Raw genomic sequence first — 22,088 nt, 5'->3', positions numbered from 1 at the left:
TGGCATGGCTTGCATGGCCCAACCACGATTGCACGCATTGGTTTATTTCGGCTAGTGTCACTTTGCCTTGTGAAAACTCTTTTCTAAACTTTTTTAGCTTTGTGCTTATTCTTTTTACACTGCTTTTTCTTAGCAGTCTGTGGTTTGCAAATATTCTGTACCCTAAAAAGTCTAGCGAGCGGCCGCGCGTTTTTGCTATTGGGAACACCTGCGTTTTGCTGTTTGTTTTTAGCCGTAGGTTTTTATATAAAAACCCCTCTATTTTTCTCTGTATTCATGCAGCGCCCTTTTGTCATGGTGAATAATTGTAAAGTCATCCATGTAACGAATGTACCGCCTTGCTTTTAATGTGTGCTTTGCAAAGTGATCTAGTTCGTGCAGATAGATATTTGCAAATATCTGACTCGTTAAATTACCGAGAGGAATGCCCACCCCAGCTGCGTCGTTTGGGCTGTTATCAATAATGTAAAAAAGCAGGTTTCTTGTTCTTTGGCATTTTAACTTTGCGCCTAAAATGCTTTTTAATATTTGATGATCAATACTTGAAAAATACTTGCTTATGTCTGCTTTTAGCGCATAGGCTTTGCCACTTTCGCTTTCTACTTGCTTAATAAAGTGTTGAGCCCTGTCGGCTCCGACGTGCGCTCCCTTGCCTTTTCTACATGCGTAAGAGTCATAGATGTATTGTTTGTCGAACAGCGGCTCGATTACATTGTAAATTGCCCGATGTATAACGCGGTCCTTAAAATGCGGCGCTGAAATTAACCGGCGCTTTGGCTCAAAAACATAAAAATGTCTATACGGTAATACACTGTACATTTCCCACATTAGCTCGTTTTGTATTTGCACTATGTTTTCTTCAAGGTTATTAAAGAACGCAAGCGCCGATGCTGACGTGGCTTTTCCTTTTCTGCACTGGTATGCAGCATTTAATATATTTTCAAACTGATATATCTTTTCATAAGTACAGCCAATCGACGCATCAACTGGCTTTATTTCTTTTTCAGCAATTGCTGAGGAAGCTGCATCCTTTTCAAAGTCGCACTGGCAAACCCCCTTGGGGATATTGCTTCTGGCATATTCAAGAGCGGGACGAAAACCGATATTACTGTTCGCATTCGAACGGCCATTGTTGAGGTTGAGCGCGCCCAAGCCAGCGTTCGAGCCATTGTTCCAGTTGCCGCCACGTAGCGGGAATCGATTCCGTGCATTCATAATGCAACTGCCTGTTTGTTCTTTACTGATTTAATCCAACCGCCGAGCATTTTGCCAATCTCTACCAAGCGCTCTATCCATAATTGATACTTTTTTGTATCTATATAGCGTAGGTCTTTAGCCAAGCGAACTTGTCGCTTTAATATTGCGAGCTCAATATCTAACTCTGTCAATGTTGTTTTTTTATGGTAGCGCTTAAATGCAGTAACTATTAATCGCTGCAACTGAAGCATAGACTTGCGTATCTCTGCTGCTAGCACATGCTTTTCATGTTTTGGGAACTGCTTTATAGCTTGATACCCGTACATCAACATATCTCTGCATTTTTCTTCTATTGCTAGCGCGGCCAAATTAATCTCCTTTTATGTTATTCCCGGGCTATCGCCCGGGGTTCAAATTTCAATAATCAATTACGCAAAGAAAGCGGGACGAAAACCGATACCACTGCTCGCATTCGAACGGCCATTGAGGAGGTGGAGCGCGCCCAAGCCAGCGCTCGAGCCATTGTCCCAGCTGCCGCCACGTCGCGGGAAACGATTGCCATAATTTCGGCAGTAGATTGCACCGGGCACTGTTGTGGTTGACTCAGATTCAATAAGCAAGCGGCGTAAAATCTCGACTTTTTGATACGTTTCTGATTTTGTAATAGCTGCAAAATGGCCATTTGTTAAATACGGATTGTCGTTACTATCTTCGCCTACTGGCCCATTACGGTTTGTAATTGCGCTGTTAAGCACTGGAGATCCAGCGCTGCCGGTGCCTTCTGTGTTTGCGACTGGTGAGTCAAAATAAGCTGAATGCTTGATCCAGTTTTCCTCTACGATTTCTGGGTTGTTATCTAGCGTAGTAATTACCTGACCTTCACTTAGCATCATTTGGTCTAGCCACTCCCACACGTTACCGACCAGGTCTTGAATGCCCCATTCTGCGTGGTCGTGCGACCATGTTGCAGGGCCTTTACCGGTGTCGGTTCTTGCAAGCCCTGACGTATCGCCTGGGATGCCATTATCGCCACGACGGGCTGTTTCTAATTTTTTTTCGTGGCTGCGGCCGTAGTTTGTATTGCCGCGTGGTACGGTGTCATTAGCTAGCGACCACAGTGCGATTGCGGCCCATTCGTGAATGCTCATCATGTGCCATCCTGCACCTTTATTGTTACACAGCGCTTTTGCTACATCGTAGTTAACTGATGTACGTGGTTGTACACCACCAATTACGCTACAGCCACCATTGGCGCCTGATGATGCTAGATATTTTGCAATGAGCACCTCACCCATTTGCTCGCCATTGCGCTGGAACATAGTTGGCGTACCCGTGCCAAGCATTAAGTCAACTCCCAAACGGTCTAGAATTGCTTGGTTGATGTCTTCGTAGTTAAACCGCGGGATGCGCACCATGACATTTGGATTGCCTTGCTCGTCAATTACTACCGTATTGCGGCCACCTGATGCATCTTCGATTGCTTTTCGGTAGCCGTCTGATGCAACGATTGCCAGTTGCGCCGAGTTTTCGGCAACTTGCTGATCAAGGGCTGCTTTTTTACTGTTGTAGTCGCTGTCTAGCGCGGCTGTTTTTGAGTCTATCTCGGCTGCTTTATTTTCTACCGCTGCAACCACACGGTCTGCCGCGGTTACGATTTCGTTGATTTGTTCAATGCTCATCATAGTTCCTTAGTAAATACTGTAAATTCTGACATTAAGAAATAGTTACGCAACGTGCGGTACATGTTGTTTACCTGCGCGGTTGCTGTGGTTAGTGATAGTGCGTTTAGCGCATCTATTTGCGGGCTGTAATCAAACATCCATGATTGCGCAGGGATTGTGATTCGAGCCAGCGCCGCCGCTGCTGCAAACTTAAGAACAAACGATCGGTTGTGTACGTTATTTACACCTTGGCGTTTGCGCTGAAGCGGCAGGTAGTCAACGGCTAATAAAGTGCCGTTTTGCGTTACTAGGCCTATCCAGTTGTAGTCAAAGTCGCCGATTTCTTGCTCTAGCACCACGGCCCATGCAACGGTGTTTTCGTCAACATAGCCAGACACATCAATATTTCGGCGGTGTACGATTTGCAAATCGCTAGGCATTGGCTCGTTTGGATTGCGCTCTTCCTGCTCATTCAGGTTTGGTATTTTTGCAAACACCAACTCTTTTACATCAAGCCCTTTGTTTTCAAGTGCTCGGGTGGTTATGTAACCTCTTCCGGCGTTGGTCATAATGCCGGTGATGGCTTCGCTCATAGTGTCTCCTTGGCGATGCTTATACCGCCCTCTTTACTTAAAAATCCATAGCGGTGATGCGCCGCAACAACATGCTGTACATCGGTGGTCATTGCTTGATGTGCGGTGTTGCTCACTACGTTATCAAACCCTAAAAATTGATATAACAACTCAGTGGGCAGTGTGTGTTTTACGTTGTGCGTAATTGCATGCAGTGGCGCGTGACTACTTTCGTTTTGCAGGTTAGTAAAACCATGGCTGTATTGCTGTGCTGCTTTATTTTGTGCGGCCAAATGCAGTGAGTGATCAATGTGGCAGCTATCCCATTGCACGTGCGTTAACCCCAAGCTTAGCGATGCATCCGCTTTGTTATGCACGGTTAATTCATAACGGCGACAAGTGCGGCCATAAAGCTGTATGAGCTCTGGTAGTAAATCAGTATTGCCTGCGAGTGTTGAATCGGTCATGTCAATAGCAATAATGTCCCAGTCACGCCCGTCGAGCCTTTCGCGCACGTTAAGAACCTCCAACCCTAAGCGGTCAAAAATACTTTTAACTGAGGCAATTTCGCCGGCACCAATGGTATTTACCAGTGCATGCTGCACGCGCTTACGATAGAGCTCTATCGGCTCGTCATCTAAACGAGTAGTTAGGCGCTCCCACGCCAAAAAACCTAAAACTGGCTCTTCGTTTTTAGATTCATCTTTTTGGTTAACAGCCCACATAACGTAGTCGCGTGATTGATCCCAATAGCCAGTTGCTGCTTTTACCAGTTTTTCGGCGTAGCCTTTATTTAACCAAGTGGCGATTTCATTAGCCATTTGCCACCTCATTAACGGTTAATGATGTAAGTACCGGCAGCCAGTTCGCGGCGGTTATGTCGTCAATATCAAATTTAATTGATTTAAGCTCGCTAAATTGCTCGTGGCATTCTGCTATCAATTGGCTAATGCTGAATACTGTTTGATGCGCTACGCGTGTAGGTGCATACGCTGCATTTTGACGAAAAGCGGCTTGTATAAACGTGGTTAAATCGCTCTTAATACTGCTGCTTTGTGGGTGCAATTTATACGTTGCGGTAATATCAAAGCCCGTGGTTGCCATGGCGTAAACCATAAAGTCGTCACCTAAACCATGATGGCCTGCGGTGCGAATGTGCTGATTAATCACGCTCAGCAAAGCTGTTGGTACAGGGCCAACATCTAAATAGATGTATGCATTGGCAGTGCCTGGACCCCGGGGGGCGTTTGTTTCTATTTCTATGTTGTCGATTGGTACGGCAAAGCTGGCAATAATTTGTTTGTACACGGCGTTAATATGCCAGCGCGCAGCGGTGCCGAATACATTGCGAATACGCAGGCGGTAATGCTCGGTGCTTTCATCATCGGAACCTGCCTTAATTAACCAATCCTCATTGTTGGTTACGGTGATCCCGCCTTGCTGTTCTGGAAAGTAGCGGTAAGCATGGGCGGGTAAGTTAAATGCGGCACCGGTGTTTTGTGCCTCGGCCAGTGCATATGCAGTGCCTTGCCCGTCGCTGAAATAAACATCTTGCAACAATGTGAGCGTGTACGTTTTATCGCCGAGTACATCAGTAATGACCTGCGTACCAGCAAAAATAGCGCTTTCACCTTCAGTATTGATACGGGTGAACGTGAGTATGCCTTGTGCTTTTACGCCTGCTTGAATAAATACATTACGCGCGGGGCCGTGGCGTTCAATTAACGCAGTGCGGCTAGCGGTCATAATAAATAAGTCTGGCATTAATTGCTGGGCTATCCAATTAAATAGCTGCACAACGGGCTTTGTGATCAACGCTTCAACGGTTCGCCAGAACGGACCAAACGGTGAGTTGTTGGCAACTTGTATGTTTTGTTCTTTTAGTTGTGTTTGCCACTGCGCTTGTGCCGTTTGCTCGTCCATTGGCAAGCCAGCGTTTTGCATTAGGGTTTTAAAGTCCACTTTGTAGGCCTCCGTATTGGCGCGTTTGCGCGGTGATGCTTAATGTACCGTCGTCATTGCGATACACTTTTATAGTGCCTGGCTTAATGCGATTGTCTTGCTCTGTGAGTAATTCAAGCTCAGTTAAAATGGGTGCTATACCGTTTTTATTGCGCAGGCCAACAAGCTTAGTTAATAGGCCGCTTTCTAAAATTCGGTGCTTAATATCCTGCGCGATAACACCAGCCTTTTTTAATGTGCTTGGGCTTAACGAGTCGTTTAGTACAAAGTCGTTATCTTGTATTTCTAAATCTATATGCATCGCTATATCAAATTCCATTAGCCGGCTAACTCCATCATTTGTTCAAAGCTTTGCGCTAAGTCGTCAGATTTAAAGTTCACGGTTTCAATATGCACGCTCTTACGGTTATCGCTGTCGCTAGAACTGCTGCTGTTATTTGTATTGCTGGTTAGGTTTTGTAAAAACGCAGACTTTTGCACCTTGGCTTTATAACTATTGCTTTGCTGTTGTTGCTCAGTGCTTAGTTGGTCAACTTTATATGCGCTGTTGTTTGCCGTGTTGGTAATTGCCTGATCTGTTTTATTCGTTGGCAACGGCGGTAAAGGCGAATTAGCCGCATTAGTAAAATTGTTGGCTGTGCTGTTTTGTAATGCTGAGTTAATAGCACTGCTATTGATGTTGGCCGTTGTTGCGCTAGTTGAGTTTGCGCCTTCGTTAGCAGCTGTGGTTACTGCGTTATTTTTAACGCTTGGGAATGCGCTATTTATTAACGTTTGGCTACGTGCTTGCGACTCTAAATTTAGTGGTACTGTGTTGTCGGTTGGCACAGCGGGCAGGCGCTGACTAGTAAATTTAAACGCATCGTTTGCTGCTTCACGCTCGGTCATTGCTTTTGGTTGGGCAGTTATGGCCGCTGGCGCTAAGTTGCTTTGCGTAGCGTTAGTTACACTGCTATTTACCTCTGTTAATGCCTGCGTGTTATTTACAGCGTCATTAATTGCAGTGCTGGCTGCGCTGTTAGTTACTGCCCTGTTTTGCTCGCTTGGGAACGCGCGGTTTATTAACGTTTGGCTACGTGCTTGCGACTCTAAATTTAACGGTGCTGCAGTATCTGTCGGCACTGCAGGTAAGCGCTGGCTAGTAAATTTAAAGGCATCGTTTGCGGCTTCACGCTCAGTCATTACTTTTGGTTGGGCAGTTATGGCCGCTGGCGCTAAGTTGCTTTGCGTAGCGTTAGTTACACTGCTATTTACCTCTGTTAATGCCTGCGTGTTATTTACAGCGTCATTAATTGCAGTGCTGGCTGCGCTGTTAGTTACTGCCCTGTTTTGCTCGCTTGGGAACGCGCGGTTTATTAACGTTTGGCTACGTGCCTGCGACTCTAAATTTAACGGTGCTGCAGTATCTGTCGGCACTGCAGGTAAGCGCTGGCTAGTAAATTTAAAGGCATCGTTTGCGGCTTCACGCTCAGTCATTACTTTGGGTTGTACTGTCAATGCGTTACTAGCTGTACTTGGTAAATAAGTGGCATCGTTTGCGGCAACTGTATTGGCTGGTAACTTAGCTGCTTTGTTAATTACTGCTTGGCCGTAGTCACGGCTGTAAGCTTGATCGGCGTTTTGCATAACCATTGTTTTTGGTTGTGCGGCTTGCGTTACTTTTGTTGCTTTTATTTCTGTTTCATCATCACCAAAATTAAAGAAGTCTTTTATTGAATCGGCAATACCTTTTAAACCACCTACCTTTTCACTTAACCAGTCGAACGCTTTGCCATAGCCTTTCATCATCATGCCCATTGGTGTAAATCCAAATATGGTTTTGATGAAGTCGAAAAAGCTGCCTAACGGAGATTTAACCGCATTCCACATACCGTTAATAGCGCTCGCTACCCAAGTGATGACGTTAACAAGCTTAGTTATAAACCAAATAACCGCTTTGATCGGGAACAGTATTAAGTTTAATGCGGCACCAAACACTAAACCGAAAACTTCACCTGCTGATGCTACCCCGGCTAGCGCCTGGCTTGATTGTTCAACCGGTGTAAACAACGATACAAACCAATTAAACACGCTTTTAACTGCGTTAATAATAGGCGAAAATGCTGCACCCAGCTCGCTAAATGCATCAATGACTGGTGCAAAACTGTGTACAAAGCCATCCCAAAAACCACTCATAAAGGCTTTGATGGGTTGCCAAAATTTATAGATTAATGCGGCGAGTAAAACCACTAAACCGATGATCACGCCTAATGGGTTGGCCAACATTACGGCATTTAAAAACCCCATGATGCGAGTGACGTTAAATAGGCCCATAGCAAACTTACCCACGCTGACAGCCGCACCTTTGGCATAAGCACCCAGTGCTGGTAAATAGCCACCTGTAAACGCTGCTGTGGTGTGGAATCTACTTTGTGCTAACGTGGCTCTCGCTGTAACGCCAGCAAAAAGCTTGCTCGCTAATGATGCGCTGTGTGTTGCTTTGGTTGATGTAGCCAATGATCCGGCTAGCGCTTTGTTGGCTTTTGTATAAAGCCCTGTAACTGATGTAAGCCCACCAAAAACTGAGGTAAGCGTTAACCCTGAAAATTTAAGTAAACCCATTGAAAAATTTACTAAACCAAATACGGTTACTAAACCCACCACGCCAACCACAACGGTTGCTATTGTGCTGGATAAAACAGGGAATTGCTCGGTTAATGAAACTATATAAGCAAAGCCTGCGGCGAGCATTTCAACGAACGGCTCTACCACGGGTAATAAGCGGTTACCCATTGCTGTAGCGGCGGCATTGAATGAGCCGCCCAGCCTATCCCATGGGCTGGCAATGATGTTTGCCATTTCGGCCGCTTTTGAGTTGTCTTGCACGCCTTCAAAAACGGCAATGCCGTCTTTTAATTTGTCGACTTTAGTGCTTAGTACGTCGACCGCTTTTGCACCTTGTTTACCAAATATTTGCGTTAGCACGTCGCCGCGCGCAACAGAACCCAACGATGATAGACGGTTATTAATACGCCCTAGCACTACGTCTATTGCGAGCATGTCGCCATTATCAGCTGTTAATTCTATGCCTAGCGTTTCTTGTGCCTTGCCAATACCTTGTAATAACGATGCGGCCTGCGTGCCCGCAACCGACCCCGACTTAGCAACTAACTGTAACTCGCCCACTAGGGCAAATTGTTGGGCTGAGCTTAACCCGATGTTTGTTGCGGTTGCGCCAAGGTTTGAAAACGCCGCTTGCATTTCTGCACCGGTGGTTTTGTAAAGCTGTACTGCGGTTGCTGTTTGGCCTGCTATTTGGTTTACCCAATTAGATTTGCCCATTTTGTTGGCTGTTTTTTCGAATATGCCATACATGGTGCCCATGTAGCTGGTAATAGTGGCTGCGTCGGCTTTGGTTGCTACCGCTAGTATGTTTGATGTTTTAGTAAATTCTGATAACTCATCGCCCGTTAGTCCGGCAATGGCTGATTGAATATCGTATGCACTGCGGACAAACTCAGCTGAGTTACCACCGAACTGAAAGCCAAATTCGTATGATGTTTTAGTGAGTTTTTGTAATGCGTCGTCGGCAACGCCGAGTGATTGCACTTCGCCCAAAGCGGCAACGTGATCAATGGCGGGGGCTAGTGATTTAGCCAGTGCATAACCACCGGCAACGGCGGTGGTTGCGCCACGCATCATTTGGTCTTGCGCGGCGGCTGTTTGCTGGCTCAGCTGATTAATTTTAGCCATGACTTTATTAACCGGCCCTGTCACCTTGTCGATGATGCCGATTGAATAAGTCAACTTATCTAACTTGCTGAGTGTTGCCATTAAATTACTCGCCGCCTAATGCTGTGCAAATGCCGTTATTTACGGCGGTTACAAAGTTTTCTTGCTGTGATGTTTCAAGGTAAAGCGCCTGTGCCAAGCTTTCGTTGGTTACTGGCATGTTGCTGAAGTATTTAGCGTGGTATGCCAGTAACTGATCGAGTCTGTTTTTGCCTATTTGCTTGGCTCGGCCTTCGATTTTTTTACGGTAAAATTAAACTCTGGCTGGTATTCTTCAACAATCGCGCCTACTAAAAACAATGCTGCGCCCGGCTGCTTCACCAGTTCTTGAACTTTTTTAGCATCACTTTCAACCACTGTGTTTAATACAAAGTTAGTGGCTGGCTGTACTTTGTTATTTGGCTGCGTCGCGTTAATGTATTTGTTGTAGTCTGCGGCATTTACGTTAAATGTAATGTCGCCAACGGGTGTTTCTAATGTGATTTTTTTCTCAAACGCCATGATTATTCACTCTCTTTTATGTCTGCTTGGTCTAGCAGTGTGTAGGTAAAATAAGGGCCATACTTGGCTGCTGATTGCTCACACAAAGCAATAAATTCATCAAAGTCATTTGGGTTTGCAAACACCTGGCAACCGGCAGACCATTTATCAACTTGCATTGATGTGACCTTGCTGTTTGCGCGGTGGCAGTTAATGCCAAAGTAACCTTGCTGCAGTACTGCTTGGGGTGTGACGTCCGTGTCTAACTCGGTGTTTTGGTTATTGTCACGTAGGACAACAACCGGTTTATGTTGTACAAGGGCGCGGTATTTGCCCTGGTGATAACCCAGCGCCCATAAACTTCTATGCTGCCCTGCAATTAGCACAGCGGTGCCGTCTATGTTCATTGGGTTTTTGCGCCAGTATGTGCCTGCGTCTGTTGTGGCTTTAAACTGCTTTAACTGCCATTCGCCATTTTGCTGATACAGCACACAAATTGCATCGTTAAACGTATTGACGCGTGTGTTTGCATGGCGAATACCTATGATGTTTAGGTTTAGTTCACCCTCAAATACTTTATGCCCACACGCTTGCATGGTGCTTAATAGTGTTGCTGCATTTAAGTTGCGAATGGCTTTAGTCATTACAAGTCTCTCACTTCATCTGCTGTTAGGTAAGGCACGCCATTGATTTTTACAAAATCAGGGCTGGTAACTGGACACTTAATTGATGTGGTGTCTTCTTCACCGCCATCCGCTTTGATGTTTAAAATTTCGTCTAGCTGTGGCAAACAACCAAATGCTTCTACGTTCTTTTTGCCTGCGGCCACTTCAGCATTAAATGCCACATCGAACGGTTCAATACCTTTCCAGCTGCCTGCTTTTTCAGCTTGCGCTTGCACAATTAACCAGTTTTCGTGATCGAGCTTTAGCGTTACTTCTGCTTCTACATCGCCATCAATAAAACCTTTTGGTATACCGCGCACTTTTTTTACCGTGCGGCCGTCGGTAATTTTTACTGTGGCTTCCATGACATGCACCATTGAACTACCAATGAAGATGTCAAAATCCTTACCGCCTAATACTTTTTGCATGTTCGCGCTCCTATTCTGCGTCGTCTAACATGATCCCAACAATAATGGTGCTCGGGGAATCAATTGGTTTTACTTTAAGCACAACCTGTAATGTGCGCGCGTCCATAAATGTAAGGCTGATGCTGTCATCTTTTGGCGCATCAATAAGACCCGGGAACTTATCAGCACCAATGTTGATAGACTTGCTCATATCGCGCAGTGGTTTACCCATCACACGCTTGCCAAACTCAATACCACTGGTGCTGTTATTTAAGCGGCGGTTTTTAATTTGCTGAATTGCAATAATGCGCACAGCTCGCGCTGCTTTATCTACAATGCGTCCTGTTTCAATCTGCTGAAAGTCACCACCTTCGGCGTCTAGCATGTTTACGTCGCCAAAATAAACGCCATCAAAGTCAGGATAAAACTGCGTACAGCTAAAGCGCAGCGCATCAAGTGCTTCGGTTGTTGCATTGGTTAGCGGGTTGCCTGCTGCATCTTCAGGCAATGGCATGAGCGACATTGCACCAGTCAGTACGCGCATTGGGCTGTCAGCAATGGTGACTGCGCTTTTACATAAGCGACCTGTTACAGCGCCTAGTTCGTCACCAAACAGTAATGGCACCACGGCCACTCGGTCACCCACGACACCATCGGTTAATGGTTGTAATGCTGTCACTAAATCTGTCCAGTTTTGCTCAGCCGTTAAACCTGGCGCGGCCAGTAAAAAACGAACACGGCGCGCAAGGCTTGATAAAATCTCAAGCGCTTTGGCTTGATAGCTTTCGATTTCTGCTTTGCCTGTTACGGGTGTACAAATAACAATAATTTCGGGGCTAACGTCTTGGTCCATTGCCTGATCAATAAGCGCCATTACGTCATCACCCGCGCCATGCGGGATAGCGTATCCGCTAACTAAATCATCGCCGTTGCGTTGCCATGCTTTAACTTGTGTTTTTAGTGCTGAGTCGGCATCGCCAAATAACTCATCAAAATCACTTTGTGCATTAATGGCTAGAATGCTGCCGTTGCTTTTGGCTGCTTGGCCAATAAACAACACGGTGCGTTCTACCTGTTTTGTAGCGCCACTGCCTGTTTGTATGGCGGCAACGGATACTTTACCTTGTGCCATGGTCGTTCCTTTTTGCTTTGCGCTACGCCACTTGCATAGCTTTGTTTAAAATAAAATTCATTTGCTCTTTTTGCTCGGCTAATGTTTGTCCTAAAAAGGAGCGGGCCGGTAAATCAATTTTCCAACTGCTCTTACCTGAGCTGCCCTTTAATTCGCGCAGTAAAAACCCTGCTTGGTTAATGCTTAAGTTTGCTGTAATCCATTTAATGCTTGGGCGTTTGCTGCCCTTGCCTTTGCCACGCGGTATTTTGTAGCCCTCGGCTATTAATGCGCGGGCTAAGTTGCGTGTGGCTGGGCCCTCTTTATTTTGTGCGGCTTTGCCTTTTGGCTTGCCTGCATCTAGGCTTACACCTTCTTGGTGGGCACGGGCTATTTTCCCGCTGTTGCCACCTTTGAAATATACCCCTGCGCTATTTGCGCCGTAGCGTACTTTCATGTTGCGCTTTAGCTTGGTGAGCATTTTCTTTTTTTTACCGTTTGCTCTGCCTTGCCATGTTTTGCCCGTTAAATCACTTTGCCTGGTGATCCGCTCTTTACTGCTTCTGTTTGCTGCGCGTATTGCACCGCGTAATATGTTGCGGCGCTTACGCGGCTTAAGCTTTAAAAACGCTAATTGCTCTTTGCTGCGCCCTTCGTCAAATTTGACGTTAAGCACTTACTTCGCCATGCAGTGTGAACGCTTCAGCTATCCATAGGCTTTGCTCGCCAAAGTCGTAACGGTTGCCGTTTAATTCAAACGGGCCGTTGGCTGTTTGTACTAGCTCTATGTCTTCACAAAGCTGTTCCATTGTCAGTTCTACTTCGTTGCTGTTGTCGTCGTTTACGTCGGCGCTAAATTCAATGTCAGTGCTATCAAAACGACCCCCATTGTTTTGCAACCAAAACGATGCAAACGCACAGATCAATGCTGCCGGTGCTGCACAAGGGTTTATGCTAATAACCCCTGAGTAATAAAAACGCGCAGCTAATAAGCCATTACCATTGACCGTTTTGCTACTTGGCTCTATGCGACCACCTTCTATCCAGCTGTCGAACTGAGTGCTTAGCGCTAAATTACGGCCTTGGTATTCAGCGCTGGCTAAATGCTGTTTAAGCATTGCTATTTTGCTTTGGCTCATAACAGCTCAACCGATAAGTTAGGGCTAAGCGATTGCAGCAGTCGCATGGCGTTTAGGCTTTGGCCTTTCCAATGTTCATAATTATCAATGGCCGTTTGGCTCTGTGCTGTTGCGCTATCGCGGTGTGTACTGCCTAGTTTTGATACCAGTAAATTAGCTTTGGCTTTGCTATACACTGCATCGTTATAAAAAATTATTTGCTGTGCGTTTAATGGCTCGCCATTGGTGAGCACTGCGCTGGCTAGTTCTTGGTTAATTTCACCCTGTGCGCGTTTTAGTTTTTCAACTAACAGATCACTTTTACTTGCGTACTCTTGGGCTATTGCGTAGTGCTCAATAAAATACGCGGTGCTCAGTGCTGGGTAATAGCCATTACCTGGCACATCAACATCGATGCTTTGTAAATCTGCTTGTGGCATGCCGCTTAAGTTCATATTGCACCTGTAAAAACACACATTTAATTGGGTGCGGGCGCCACTTAGTCACACTCGTTAAACACATAATACTAACGCTGTGCTAAGTTGCCCGCCGGCGTTGGAGCTAGTCAGCGGTTTGCTTTTCTGGCTCCGCTGGTTTAATCATTTTTTGCAATTCTTTGAGCATGGTTTTAACGCCTGCTTTGTCGTTAATGGCTTGGGCCATTTCGGCAAAGTAAAGGGCGTTGCCTAAGTTGAGCTGTGCTTTGTTTACTTTTGCGGCTATGGCGTAAAGCTTGCCGCCTACGACCTCAAGCCCTGCCCAATCTTGGTTTTTAACTGCATTAATTAAGCGATGCAGCGTAAAGCCAATGTCATACAGGCCTTGCTGCTTTGATTCTGTTAGGTAGTAATTTGCATCATCGTAGAGCTGGTCGATAACGAACGCAGGCCAATGCTTGGTATTAAACACGGTTGGCAGTGGTTGCTTTTGCTCAATGAGTAATGGCAATAGCTCTAACACTGCATCCCAGCGTTTTAAATCAACTAGCCAAATAAACACCCATGCCAATACTTTGTTGTGGTGGTTTTGTCCGCTTAGGCGGTAACGGTTAATGTAGCCTAGGTAGTCATTGCGCTGCAGGGCTTCTGACTTGTAGCTGGCTTTGTCGCTAATATCTGTAAATGTTTTTAGTTGAGCTAAGTCTGACTCGATGGCCGCTGCAAAAAACAGGTACTCGTTTTGCTCGGTGTTGTTTGCTGGCGCGTTGGCTTGAGTGGCTGTTGCCGCTGCCGTTGGCGCTTGCTTTTCAGTGCTACTTGGTACACTGCTAACTGCTTTGGCTAATGATTTTTTGACTAAGCTCATTTAAAAACACTCTTTAATTTGGTTAAAAAAAGCCGACTCAGAAACTGGAGCAAACAGGTCGGCTAATTGGGAATTTTACGAGCTACTTATACCCAGGCATCACCTGCCGCATTTGGTAGCTTGATATTTGCTGACTCAAAGTACATTGCTTTTTCAAGGTCTTCGACGTAGTAGCAATCGTTGCGTGATAGGTAGTCTTCAACACGTTTCTTTTTGGCGTTGTCTTCTACGTGGGTGCGGGTTGACCCTGCTTGCACGTAGTGGCTTAGGTTTTCAAAGCTGGTAATTAAAATGCCGCGCTCTGGAAAGAACGGAATTTTATAGCTAGCTAGGCCGCCGTAAGTGTCAATCACCTGTTGTAACTCAATTTTGGTTTTTTCACTTGGCGTGTGTGCTTGTTTGGCGTATAGCTTGTTTTTGTCATTCGCTAACAGCTCGTCGCCAATGATGGCCACCATGTTTACACGCTTATGAACTGGAATACCTTGCAATGCATCGTGCACCGCTTGGTCTAGGTTTTCGTAATCGCCACCGGCACCAATGCGAATTTCGTCAGTTACAGCACCTTCGGTAATTACACGCTCTGGCGCATCGCGGCGTAACAGTTGTAACCAACCAATGTTTACGTCTTGCAGCATGGTGTTTGTTGTAATGTCGGTTGTGTCGGCCGCTGATGTGCCATTAAAGCCAATTTTAATAATGTCGAGTGCAATTGCTTGGCGCACATGGTTACGGTAACGCTGATGAAAATCAGGAAACTTTGACCATTGGTCCATTTTGTTCCATGTGATGTGAATGTCACACTCAACCGGGTAGCAACGGTATTCGCGCTTAGCGAGCTTTGATACATCGCGAGTTTTACGCTCTTTGGTGTCGTCAGTTTCAACGCCTGCTCGACCTGTCACGCCGCCGTCTACACTCATGATCACTGACTGGCCAACAATGTCGTCTACCAGCGCTGTGTTGATCATCTGTAAAAATTCAGCTGACTCATACGTTGCATCGTATAAGCGCTGTTCAGTTGTTGGTTCTACGTTAAATTGCTCACTCATTGAAGCAACACCGTAGTTGCTTGCCATGCCTGCAAGTACTGCTACAAATAACTGTTTAGTTTTGGTCTTCATGTTCTTTCCTGCGTTTTGCTAAGTTAAGTTAGAGTGAATGCAATTACAGCAACTGGCTGTATTTGCCTTCGTCGCCTTCGGGCTCATCGTCGGCGTCGGTGGTATCACCCGCAGGTGCTTTTAATGCTTTGGCAAACTTGTCGTTTAGTTCGTCCAGTGCTGTTTTTGTGCTTGATAGCTCTTCTTTAAGCTTTGTAAGCTCCGCTGATTCTTCGGCTGGCGGGGTTGTTTCGTCTTCGGCTTCCACGTTGGTGGTTGAGAATGAATCAAGCTTTGCTGTTAGGCCGTCAAGCTTTTGGCCAAACTCGCTAAGCGGTGTGCCGAGTGCATCTTTTAATGCATTGGCTAATTGCGTTTCGTTCATGTCGGATTCTTCCTTTGCGAATAGTCGTTTAAAAAAGGGTTTTTTAGGTGTGTCGATTGGCTCACATGACCCTAAATCAACGGTTAATAAGGCGACTTCCGTGTCGTCTGCTTTGCTCTTACTACTGAAATGAATGCGGTCGGTATAGCAACTTGCTGGGTAGTCGGTCACTGCTAAGCCGGTTAGGTAGGTTTTGCCAGAGCCCATGAAATCACGGCTTATTTCGATACTGAAATATACGGCTTGGTCTGCTTTATTGAGCTGTACAAAGCTTTGGTTTGGGGCAAGTACAGCGTATAAACATACAACGCCCTCTTCGTTTTCGTAGGCTTCAACGCTTTCTACATCGCCCAACATGCCGGGTATATCAACATTGTGTAGGTTTTTAGCGGCCCACCCTGACCAGTTAAATTCATGATCAAGGTTTATGCGGGCGCCATATTTACGCGGGTTGTAGGTTTCTACAATGTCGGCTACGTCTTGCTCTGTAATTTCGCGGCCGTCAACGGTCATGCCAACGGCGGCAATAGAAAGTGGTTTTGTACGTAGTTGACCTGGCATAAACAAACCTTTTAAAAATGTTTTTTAGTTAAGCGTTTTGCTTTAAAGTAATTGCAGTTTGCACCCTCTTTTTAATCCTTTCCAACGGTTTAACTTTTTGAAATTCCTATATTTAGCTTTTAGGAAATGACAGGTTTTTAACAAACAGATTACGCGCTTTATTACTAATACACTGCCGCTATGGATTAATTAACGCGGTGCATTATGAAGGCGAACTACGGACCAGAAATACGCAAAAAAGCACAAGACTTGTATGTTGTTGAGGGCTATACGGTGGATGAAATTGCCGAGCTTGAAGATATGCCAAGTGCGCGTAGTGTTCGCCGTTGGGCTGAGGCTGGTAAGTGGGAGGATATGTGCCCAAGCTATAATGCTGAAATGGCGTTTAGCAAACGCATTAATGTGCTGGCCGATAAAGACAATAAAACCGATGCCGACTACAAAGAGTTAGATTTTTGCACCCGCCAATTATGCGCCCTTAATAAAAGCAAGCTTGCTCCTGCCCCTAAACAACGTGCCAGTAATGATGATGCGGGGAACAATAATGGAGGCGGTAGCAATAAAAAGCCGAAGAAGAAAAAGAAAAACGATTGCTCTGGCATTACCGTTGATATGCTCAACGAGCTTAAAGACAAGCTACTTTACCCACACCAAAAACATTGGTTTGAAAACCAAGACTACCGCAGTCGCTTTATTTTAAAACCTCGTCAAATTGGTGCCACATTCTATTTTGCGTTTGAAGCGTTTTACGATGCTGTGGTAAATGGCCGTAATAAAATATTTATATCGGCAAGCCGTGACCAAGCCGAAGTATTTAAAGCTAATATTGTGGCACTGTGCCGTGAGCATTTTAATATTGAATTAACCGGCTCACCGATGGTCCTTAATTTAGCCGGCGGTAAAACGGTTAAGCTGATATTTAAAAGTACCAATGCGCGCACGGCTCAGTCGGAAAGCGGCGACTTATATATAGATGAAGTGTTTTGGATACCAAACTATAAAACGCTGCGCGGTTTGGCACAGGCCATGGCAACGCATAAGCATTTGCGTATTACCTACTTTAGTACGCCAAGTGTTACCAGTCATGAAGCGTACGACCATTGGAACGGTAAATGGTACAGAAAAACCAAAGCCTGTAACGACCCTGAATTTGCCATTGATGTTAGCCATAAAAACTTAAAGCATGGCCTGTTATGTGACGATGGTATTTGGCGGCAAATGCTCACAGTGCACGATGTGGTTAAAAGTGGCTTTGACCGTATTGATATTGAAGTACTTGAAAACGAATACAGCACGGATGAGTTTAATAACTTGTTTATGTGTAAGTTTATTGATGATGCCCACAGTGCATTTAACCTTAAACAAATTATGGCCTGTGTTGGCGACTCCACTAAATGGGATGATTTTGATTTAGAGTGCGAACGTCCGTTTGCATTAAAGCCTGTGGTAATTGGCTTTGACCCCGCCCGCTTTGGCGATAAAGCAAGCGTTGCTGTGTTAAGTGCTCCGATGAAGCCTGGCGAAAAGTTCCGCTTACTTGAAGCAGTCGATTTAAGCGGTAATGACTTTGAAGCCATGGCCAGCGAGATAAAGCTACTCACCGAAAAATACAACGTGCAACACATTGGTGTTGATACCACCGGCATTGGTTATGGTGTATGGGAGATGATCACTAAATTTTACCCTAACGCCGAGCCAATACATTACAACCCCATTATTAAAAACCAACTGGTTATTAAGGCGATTAACGTAATTAAAAACCGCCGTTTTGAGTTTGACCAGGACGCAGTAAATATTGCCAGCTCGTTTATAAATATTCGCCGTAAAGTGGTTGGCGACCAAATTACCTATGCCACAAACCGCACCGCGACCACAGGTCACGCCGATATTGCGTGGGCAATTATGCACGCTATGAAATTTGAACCACTGGACGGCAATGCCCACAGCCGCCAAACCTCTGTAGGAATTGCAGCTTAATGAAACCACGATTACAAGTAAGTAACGGCCATGCGCCTAACTATAACCAACGAACAGCGGTTACCGATTCGTTTAGCTTTGGCGATCCTGAGCCGTGTTTAGATAACCGGCTAACCGATTACATTGGGGTATTTAGTGATAGCAACGGCATTTATGCACCGCCAATAAGTTTACAAGGTTTGGTAAAGCTGCTGCGCGTTAATGCCCAGCACGGGCCCATTCTCTACTTTAAGCGCAACATGATTTTAAAATGGTATAAACCTAACCCACTGTTAAGCCATCAAGCGCTTAGTAAGTTTGCCTTTGATTTGCTGTGGAGTGGTAACGCCTATTTGCAGATTATTAAAAACTCATTTGGGCAGGTCATTAAGCTGCGCCATTTGCCTGCACTGACTATGCGTTATACCGATACGCGCGGCGTATATGCACAAATAAGTAATCGCAGCCATGAGCCTATTTACTTTAATGCAGGTGAAGTTATTCACGTAAAAGAGTACGACCCAGCGCAAGGTATTTACGGCATACCGCAGTATTACGGGGGTATTCAATCAGCCTTACTCAACGAAGATGCCACTTTATTTAGACGCCGCTATTACAAGAACGGCGCGCACATGGGTTTTATATTCTCAATGGCCGACCCGAACTTAAGTGATGCCGATGAAACAGCACTAAAGAATGCCATACGCGATAGCAAAGGCGTGGGTAATTTTAGAAGTTTGTTTTTTAATTTCCGCAGTAATAAGGCCGATGCTGAAAAGTCGATAAAGATAACGCCCGTTGGCGACATATCAACTAAAGACGAATTTGAACGTATTAAAAAAATTACGCTTAACGACATGCTCAGTATGCACCGTGCGCAAGAAGCACTTAGCGGTCAATCTTCTGGCGACAGCCCCGGCTTTGGTGATTTAGATAAAATCACCCGCGCCTACTACAACAACGAAGTAGTACCACTGCAGCAAGATGTTTTAGGTATTAATAACTACCTACCCGCCGCACAGCATATTGAATTTAAAGAGCCTGAATATTCAGACCTAAACCCAACAACGAAGGAAAGCGCATGAGCTGGATAGACTTTATGGAATTTATTAAACAATGGGGGCGTTTATTTATGTTGAGCTTTTTAGCCGCAGGCATACAAATGTATTTAAGCAAACGGCAGTTTACGTTTTTTCATTATTTTATGAGTGTACTCATTGCGATATTTGCAGCTTACCTTGCCGCTATGTTTTGCGAGTGGCGGCAATTTGATGAAAGCTTAAAAACCGGTGTAATTGGGGTAACCGCCTATGCTGCCCCGCACATTTTAGAGGGGTTCGATACGCTAATAAAAGCAATTAGCAAAGACCCAAAAGCGTTTATTAAATTAATTAGGGGTGGCAAATAATGGGATGGTTTAAAACATTGGTTTCATTCATCACTGACCCAATAGCCGATTTAACCGGCGGCTATGTTGAGCGTAAACGCATAGCGGCAGAAATGGCTGCAGACGTAGCGCGTGCTGAAAACAACTTTAAAATTGCGCAGTTTGAAGCCAAAGCAAGGCGCTGCATGCAAGCCGAGCAAAACGATGCTGATTATGACTTGCTTGTGCTGAAGAACCGCGACAAAACCTTAATGGATGAATTGATCATTCTATTCTTTTTGGGTTTGTTCATCTGCCATTTTATACCGGCCATGCAACCTTACATGCATAAAGGTTGGCAATCTATGGGTTATAAAGGCGCGCCCTGGTACTTTGAATTTGTGATTGTAGGGATTGCGGTTTCGACGCTTGGATTAATGCGATTGTTTAGAGCGTTTTGGGGCGGGAAAGCTAAAGGGAATAAAAGCGCTAGTTAGGAGCTAGCGCTTTGGTGTTTAAACTTCTTCTAGTTTCAAATCAATTGTTAATCTGAATGTTGAGCCCTGCTGGTTTCCTTTGGTTAATTCTGCTTTTGCCATATATAATTTAACCGCCTTATTTATACTCGACTCAAGATTCTCTAGCTTTTCACCAAATATCTGCTTGCTTCTAAATTCACGAAATGCCTTTTCATCTTCTTCTGTTAACTCCAAATAAGTATCATCTATGATTAAATCAAAATTAACGTGAATCTCTTCATCTCTGGACCTAAAGTGATATTTCATAACCGATGTTCTTGTCGGCTCAGCGTGCTCATCTAAACCTAATTCATTTAAAACGTACTTAATAAAATCTAACATTGCTCAATCCTTTTCTAATGCATAGTAATAGGTATAACAAGGTAGCTTTTTTAATTAACCAAGTCTACTAGACCAATCTAGCTCTTTAACCTCTTCAACCTTACCTGCAACAACCTCAAGCCGCTTAAGCGCTCTTGTAAAGTTTGGCCCAGGCACACCATTAAGCGTTGCTGCATTGGTCTTGCTAATACCACGAACTAAGTAATCGCTAAGCGCCGCTTTTATATCTTCACTGGTGCTTTTACCAAACGACAAAAGCACATCTAACCGCTCTTGGCTTTGTGAGCCTTTATGTAAATATTTCATAATTTATTTATCACTTAACTGATAATAAATTAATGATATTTCAATATTAGGCAAATGACCACCTATTTGAGCTTTTTATTGTCACTTTATGTCAAACATTGTCACACTTTTGACACTGCGATCCTTTTTAACTTTCTTTTAGATCCTTTAGTAATAAGGGCTAGCCAGAAAGGGCTTGTCACTGGGGGTGTCAATTGAACGCATTTTTTGCACGAAAGCGGAAGGCGAGGAGGAGTGAATTTTGGAGTCTTTGGGTTCTCAGCTAATAGTTAAATGGTTGTTTGGCATACATGCAACCACTGTATATAATGACAGTTGTTTTTATTAACGATTGGTGAATATTATGGCGCGGGTTACTTGTCCAAATTGCGAAGCTAAAGCAACAGTTACATCACGTGAAAAGCAAAGCGCCCATGTGGTGAATTTATATTGCTCGTGCACTAACACTAAAGAGTGCGGGGCTACATTCCGTATTACCCAGTCGTTTGATCACTTCTTAAACCCGCCTTGTAAAACTACTGCACAATTAGCGGCATCACTTATTAAAAACCTACCTCGAGAACAACAATTGGAATTGATTGGGCTTTAGCCTTAACTTTATTTTAGCCATAAAAAAACCCACAACATGTGTGGGTTAGGACGAAAACGTTAAAAATTGCCTTTCGGCAAAGTTAAATTTAGCTGTTTTGTTGGGGTTTGCAAGTTTCGGTAAACTTAACAATTGAGTAGTATACCCAGTTACGACGTTTAATTTTTGGTTTCATGTTCGTCCTCTTATTAATAAGCTTGGGCGCTTAAATAACAAGGCGGTGTTTTGTAACTGCTCAATAGTGATTCTGCGGCCATCGATAGCGACTACTTTAATTTTGTTCACTGGGTGGCTCTCTTCAATAATTTCATAACGTGAGTTCTTTTTAATATTTTCAATACTACGGTTGCCGTCTTTTTGAGACTCACCAAAGGCATGGCCTAACATTCTTGCTGTATAAAATAACCCGGTTGAAAGCATTTTTTCTGCTGCTGAGTGAGTATTCATAATGCCACCTGCTGTTTTGGTTGTGTTCTGTTAGTTACTGTAAATACGTTGGCGTTAGGTTCTTGCTGGTAGCCGTTGCAAATTTCGGTAGCAAATACGCTGTTATTGTTTTTTCCGCACTGGCCGTATTGGGTTTTAGGCTTTGGCTTGTCGAATTTTGTAATAAACGGGCTGTGCTGATCCTCTGCAAAACCTTTTGGGCAAAATGCCTGGCAACTAATACATGCCATCGGCATTAATACTTTTGAAATTTGAATAGTCATATT

28 protein-coding genes are annotated in these 22,088 nt (G+C 44.6%); 5 read left to right on the top strand and 23 right to left on the bottom strand.

Going from position 1 to position 22,088, the window contains the following annotated elements; translation table 11 throughout:
• Positions 1 to 258 precede the first annotated feature (258 nt).
• The 19 genes from RB214_RS02960 to RB214_RS02875 form a co-directional block, all read right to left on the bottom strand.
• Complete coding sequence (locus RB214_RS02960; protein ID WP_309168351.1) at positions 259 to 1,215, bottom strand: reverse transcriptase/maturase family protein; 957 nt, start codon at positions 1,213 to 1,215, stop codon at positions 259 to 261.
• The gene (avd, locus tag RB214_RS02955; protein ID WP_309168350.1) at positions 1,212 to 1,565 is read right to left on the bottom strand and encodes a diversity-generating retroelement protein Avd; all 354 of its coding nucleotides are present in this window, start codon (positions 1,563 to 1,565) and stop codon (positions 1,212 to 1,214) included. Before avd ends, RB214_RS02960 begins: the two co-directional genes overlap by 4 nt.
• 60 nt (positions 1,566 to 1,625) lie before the next feature.
• A complete protein-coding gene (locus RB214_RS02950) occupies positions 1,626 to 2,876 on the bottom strand; it encodes an SUMF1/EgtB/PvdO family nonheme iron enzyme (protein WP_309168349.1) in 1,251 nt (416 codons plus the stop codon).
• A complete protein-coding gene (locus RB214_RS02945; protein WP_101163705.1) occupies positions 2,876 to 3,451 on the bottom strand; it encodes a phage tail protein in 576 nt (191 codons plus the stop codon). Before RB214_RS02945 ends, RB214_RS02950 begins: the two co-directional genes overlap by 1 nt.
• Positions 3,448 to 4,251 carry a hypothetical protein gene (locus RB214_RS02940; RefSeq protein ID WP_309168348.1) on the bottom strand — a complete coding sequence of 268 codons (804 nt, stop codon included), beginning with the start codon at positions 4,249 to 4,251 and terminating at the stop codon, positions 3,448 to 3,450. Before RB214_RS02940 ends, RB214_RS02945 begins: the two co-directional genes overlap by 4 nt.
• Positions 4,244 to 5,392 carry a baseplate J/gp47 family protein gene (locus RB214_RS02935; protein ID WP_309168347.1) on the bottom strand — a complete coding sequence of 383 codons (1,149 nt, stop codon included), beginning with the start codon at positions 5,390 to 5,392 and terminating at the stop codon, positions 4,244 to 4,246. The genes RB214_RS02940 and RB214_RS02935 overlap by 8 nt, the downstream gene beginning before the upstream one ends.
• Complete coding sequence (locus RB214_RS02930; RefSeq protein WP_309168346.1) at positions 5,382 to 5,711, bottom strand: DUF2590 family protein; 330 nt, start codon at positions 5,709 to 5,711, stop codon at positions 5,382 to 5,384. Before RB214_RS02930 ends, RB214_RS02935 begins: the two co-directional genes overlap by 11 nt.
• Positions 5,711 to 9,205, bottom strand: a complete 3,495-nt coding sequence (locus tag RB214_RS02925; RefSeq protein WP_309168345.1) for a phage tail tape measure protein — start codon at positions 9,203 to 9,205, stop codon at positions 5,711 to 5,713. The genes RB214_RS02930 and RB214_RS02925 overlap by 1 nt, the downstream gene beginning before the upstream one ends.
• 4 nt (positions 9,206 to 9,209) lie before the next feature.
• Positions 9,210 to 9,323 carry a hypothetical protein gene (locus RB214_RS20455; RefSeq protein ID WP_375144332.1) on the bottom strand — a complete coding sequence of 38 codons (114 nt, stop codon included), beginning with the start codon at positions 9,321 to 9,323 and terminating at the stop codon, positions 9,210 to 9,212.
• A gap of 53 nt (positions 9,324 to 9,376) precedes the next feature.
• Entirely contained in the window at positions 9,377 to 9,664 is a 288-nt protein-coding gene (locus tag RB214_RS02920; protein WP_004588926.1) for a putative phage tail assembly chaperone, read from the bottom strand.
• A gap of 2 nt (positions 9,665 to 9,666) precedes the next feature.
• Entirely contained in the window at positions 9,667 to 10,287 is a 621-nt protein-coding gene (locus RB214_RS02915; protein WP_309168344.1) for a hypothetical protein, read from the bottom strand.
• Positions 10,287 to 10,736 carry a phage protein gene (locus RB214_RS02910; RefSeq protein WP_004588928.1) on the bottom strand — a complete coding sequence of 150 codons (450 nt, stop codon included), beginning with the start codon at positions 10,734 to 10,736 and terminating at the stop codon, positions 10,287 to 10,289. The genes RB214_RS02915 and RB214_RS02910 overlap by 1 nt, the downstream gene beginning before the upstream one ends.
• A gap of 10 nt (positions 10,737 to 10,746) precedes the next feature.
• Positions 10,747 to 11,847 carry a DUF2586 domain-containing protein gene (locus RB214_RS02905; protein WP_309168343.1) on the bottom strand — a complete coding sequence of 367 codons (1,101 nt, stop codon included), beginning with the start codon at positions 11,845 to 11,847 and terminating at the stop codon, positions 10,747 to 10,749.
• Between the two features lie 22 nt (positions 11,848 to 11,869).
• Positions 11,870 to 12,502, bottom strand: coding sequence for a phage virion morphogenesis protein (locus RB214_RS02900; RefSeq protein WP_309168342.1), 633 nt, complete (start codon positions 12,500 to 12,502; stop codon positions 11,870 to 11,872).
• Entirely contained in the window at positions 12,495 to 12,965 is a 471-nt protein-coding gene (locus RB214_RS02895) for a phage tail protein (RefSeq protein ID WP_309168341.1), read from the bottom strand. The genes RB214_RS02900 and RB214_RS02895 overlap by 8 nt, the downstream gene beginning before the upstream one ends.
• Complete coding sequence (locus RB214_RS02890; RefSeq protein ID WP_309168340.1) at positions 12,962 to 13,399, bottom strand: phage head protein; 438 nt, start codon at positions 13,397 to 13,399, stop codon at positions 12,962 to 12,964. The genes RB214_RS02895 and RB214_RS02890 overlap by 4 nt, the downstream gene beginning before the upstream one ends.
• 106 nt (positions 13,400 to 13,505) lie before the next feature.
• The gene (gene gpM, locus RB214_RS02885; RefSeq protein ID WP_309168339.1) at positions 13,506 to 14,249 is read right to left on the bottom strand and encodes a phage terminase small subunit; all 744 of its coding nucleotides are present in this window, start codon (positions 14,247 to 14,249) and stop codon (positions 13,506 to 13,508) included.
• A gap of 86 nt (positions 14,250 to 14,335) precedes the next feature.
• Positions 14,336 to 15,373, bottom strand: a complete 1,038-nt coding sequence (locus RB214_RS02880) for a phage major capsid protein, P2 family (protein WP_309168338.1) — start codon at positions 15,371 to 15,373, stop codon at positions 14,336 to 14,338.
• A 43-nt stretch (positions 15,374 to 15,416) separates the two neighbouring features.
• Positions 15,417 to 16,298, bottom strand: coding sequence for a GPO family capsid scaffolding protein (locus RB214_RS02875; RefSeq protein ID WP_309168337.1), 882 nt, complete (start codon positions 16,296 to 16,298; stop codon positions 15,417 to 15,419).
• A 204-nt stretch (positions 16,299 to 16,502) separates the two neighbouring features.
• Between RB214_RS02875 and RB214_RS02870 the strand changes: the two genes are divergently transcribed.
• From RB214_RS02870 to RB214_RS02855, 4 genes are read left to right on the top strand one after another with little or no spacing between them, the layout of a single operon-like run.
• A complete protein-coding gene (locus RB214_RS02870) occupies positions 16,503 to 18,275 on the top strand; it encodes a terminase large subunit domain-containing protein (protein ID WP_309168336.1) in 1,773 nt (590 codons plus the stop codon).
• A complete protein-coding gene (locus RB214_RS02865; RefSeq protein ID WP_004588937.1) occupies positions 18,275 to 19,339 on the top strand; it encodes a phage portal protein in 1,065 nt (354 codons plus the stop codon). Before RB214_RS02870 ends, RB214_RS02865 begins: the two co-directional genes overlap by 1 nt.
• A complete protein-coding gene (locus tag RB214_RS02860; protein ID WP_039972501.1) occupies positions 19,336 to 19,662 on the top strand; it encodes a phage holin family protein in 327 nt (108 codons plus the stop codon). Before RB214_RS02865 ends, RB214_RS02860 begins: the two co-directional genes overlap by 4 nt.
• Positions 19,662 to 20,117 carry a hypothetical protein gene (locus RB214_RS02855; RefSeq protein ID WP_309168335.1) on the top strand — a complete coding sequence of 152 codons (456 nt, stop codon included), beginning with the start codon at positions 19,662 to 19,664 and terminating at the stop codon, positions 20,115 to 20,117. The genes RB214_RS02860 and RB214_RS02855 overlap by 1 nt, the downstream gene beginning before the upstream one ends.
• An 18-nt stretch (positions 20,118 to 20,135) precedes the next feature.
• Here RB214_RS02855 and RB214_RS02850 read toward each other — a convergent pair whose 3' ends face one another.
• Both RB214_RS02850 and RB214_RS02845 read right to left on the bottom strand, forming a co-directional pair.
• The gene (locus RB214_RS02850; protein ID WP_004589364.1) at positions 20,136 to 20,480 is read right to left on the bottom strand and encodes a hypothetical protein; all 345 of its coding nucleotides are present in this window, start codon (positions 20,478 to 20,480) and stop codon (positions 20,136 to 20,138) included.
• Positions 20,481 to 20,534: 54 nt separating this feature from the next.
• On the bottom strand, positions 20,535 to 20,786 hold the full coding sequence (locus RB214_RS02845; RefSeq protein WP_004589365.1) for a hypothetical protein: 252 nt from the start codon (positions 20,784 to 20,786) through the stop codon (positions 20,535 to 20,537).
• A gap of 343 nt (positions 20,787 to 21,129) precedes the next feature.
• Here RB214_RS02845 and RB214_RS02840 point away from each other — a divergent pair, with 343 nt between their 5' ends.
• A complete protein-coding gene (locus RB214_RS02840) occupies positions 21,130 to 21,375 on the top strand; it encodes an ogr/Delta-like zinc finger family protein (RefSeq protein ID WP_309168334.1) in 246 nt (81 codons plus the stop codon).
• 171 nt (positions 21,376 to 21,546) lie between these two features.
• On the opposite strand, the gene RB214_RS02835 is transcribed toward RB214_RS02840, so the two are convergent.
• Both RB214_RS02835 and RB214_RS02830 read right to left on the bottom strand, forming a co-directional pair.
• A complete protein-coding gene (locus tag RB214_RS02835) occupies positions 21,547 to 21,822 on the bottom strand; it encodes a hypothetical protein (protein ID WP_309168333.1) in 276 nt (91 codons plus the stop codon).
• Positions 21,819 to 22,085, bottom strand: a complete 267-nt coding sequence (locus RB214_RS02830) for a hypothetical protein (protein WP_309168332.1) — start codon at positions 22,083 to 22,085, stop codon at positions 21,819 to 21,821. Before RB214_RS02830 ends, RB214_RS02835 begins: the two co-directional genes overlap by 4 nt.
• Positions 22,086 to 22,088 lie beyond the last annotated feature (3 nt).

Origin of the sequence: Pseudoalteromonas sp. HL-AS1 (assembly GCF_031198785.1) — a bacterium.
Taxonomy (GTDB): domain Bacteria; phylum Pseudomonadota; class Gammaproteobacteria; order Enterobacterales; family Alteromonadaceae; genus Pseudoalteromonas; species Pseudoalteromonas distincta.
Note: the sequence above shows the minus strand (reverse complement) of the source record. Positions and strands in the feature narration are given on the sequence as shown.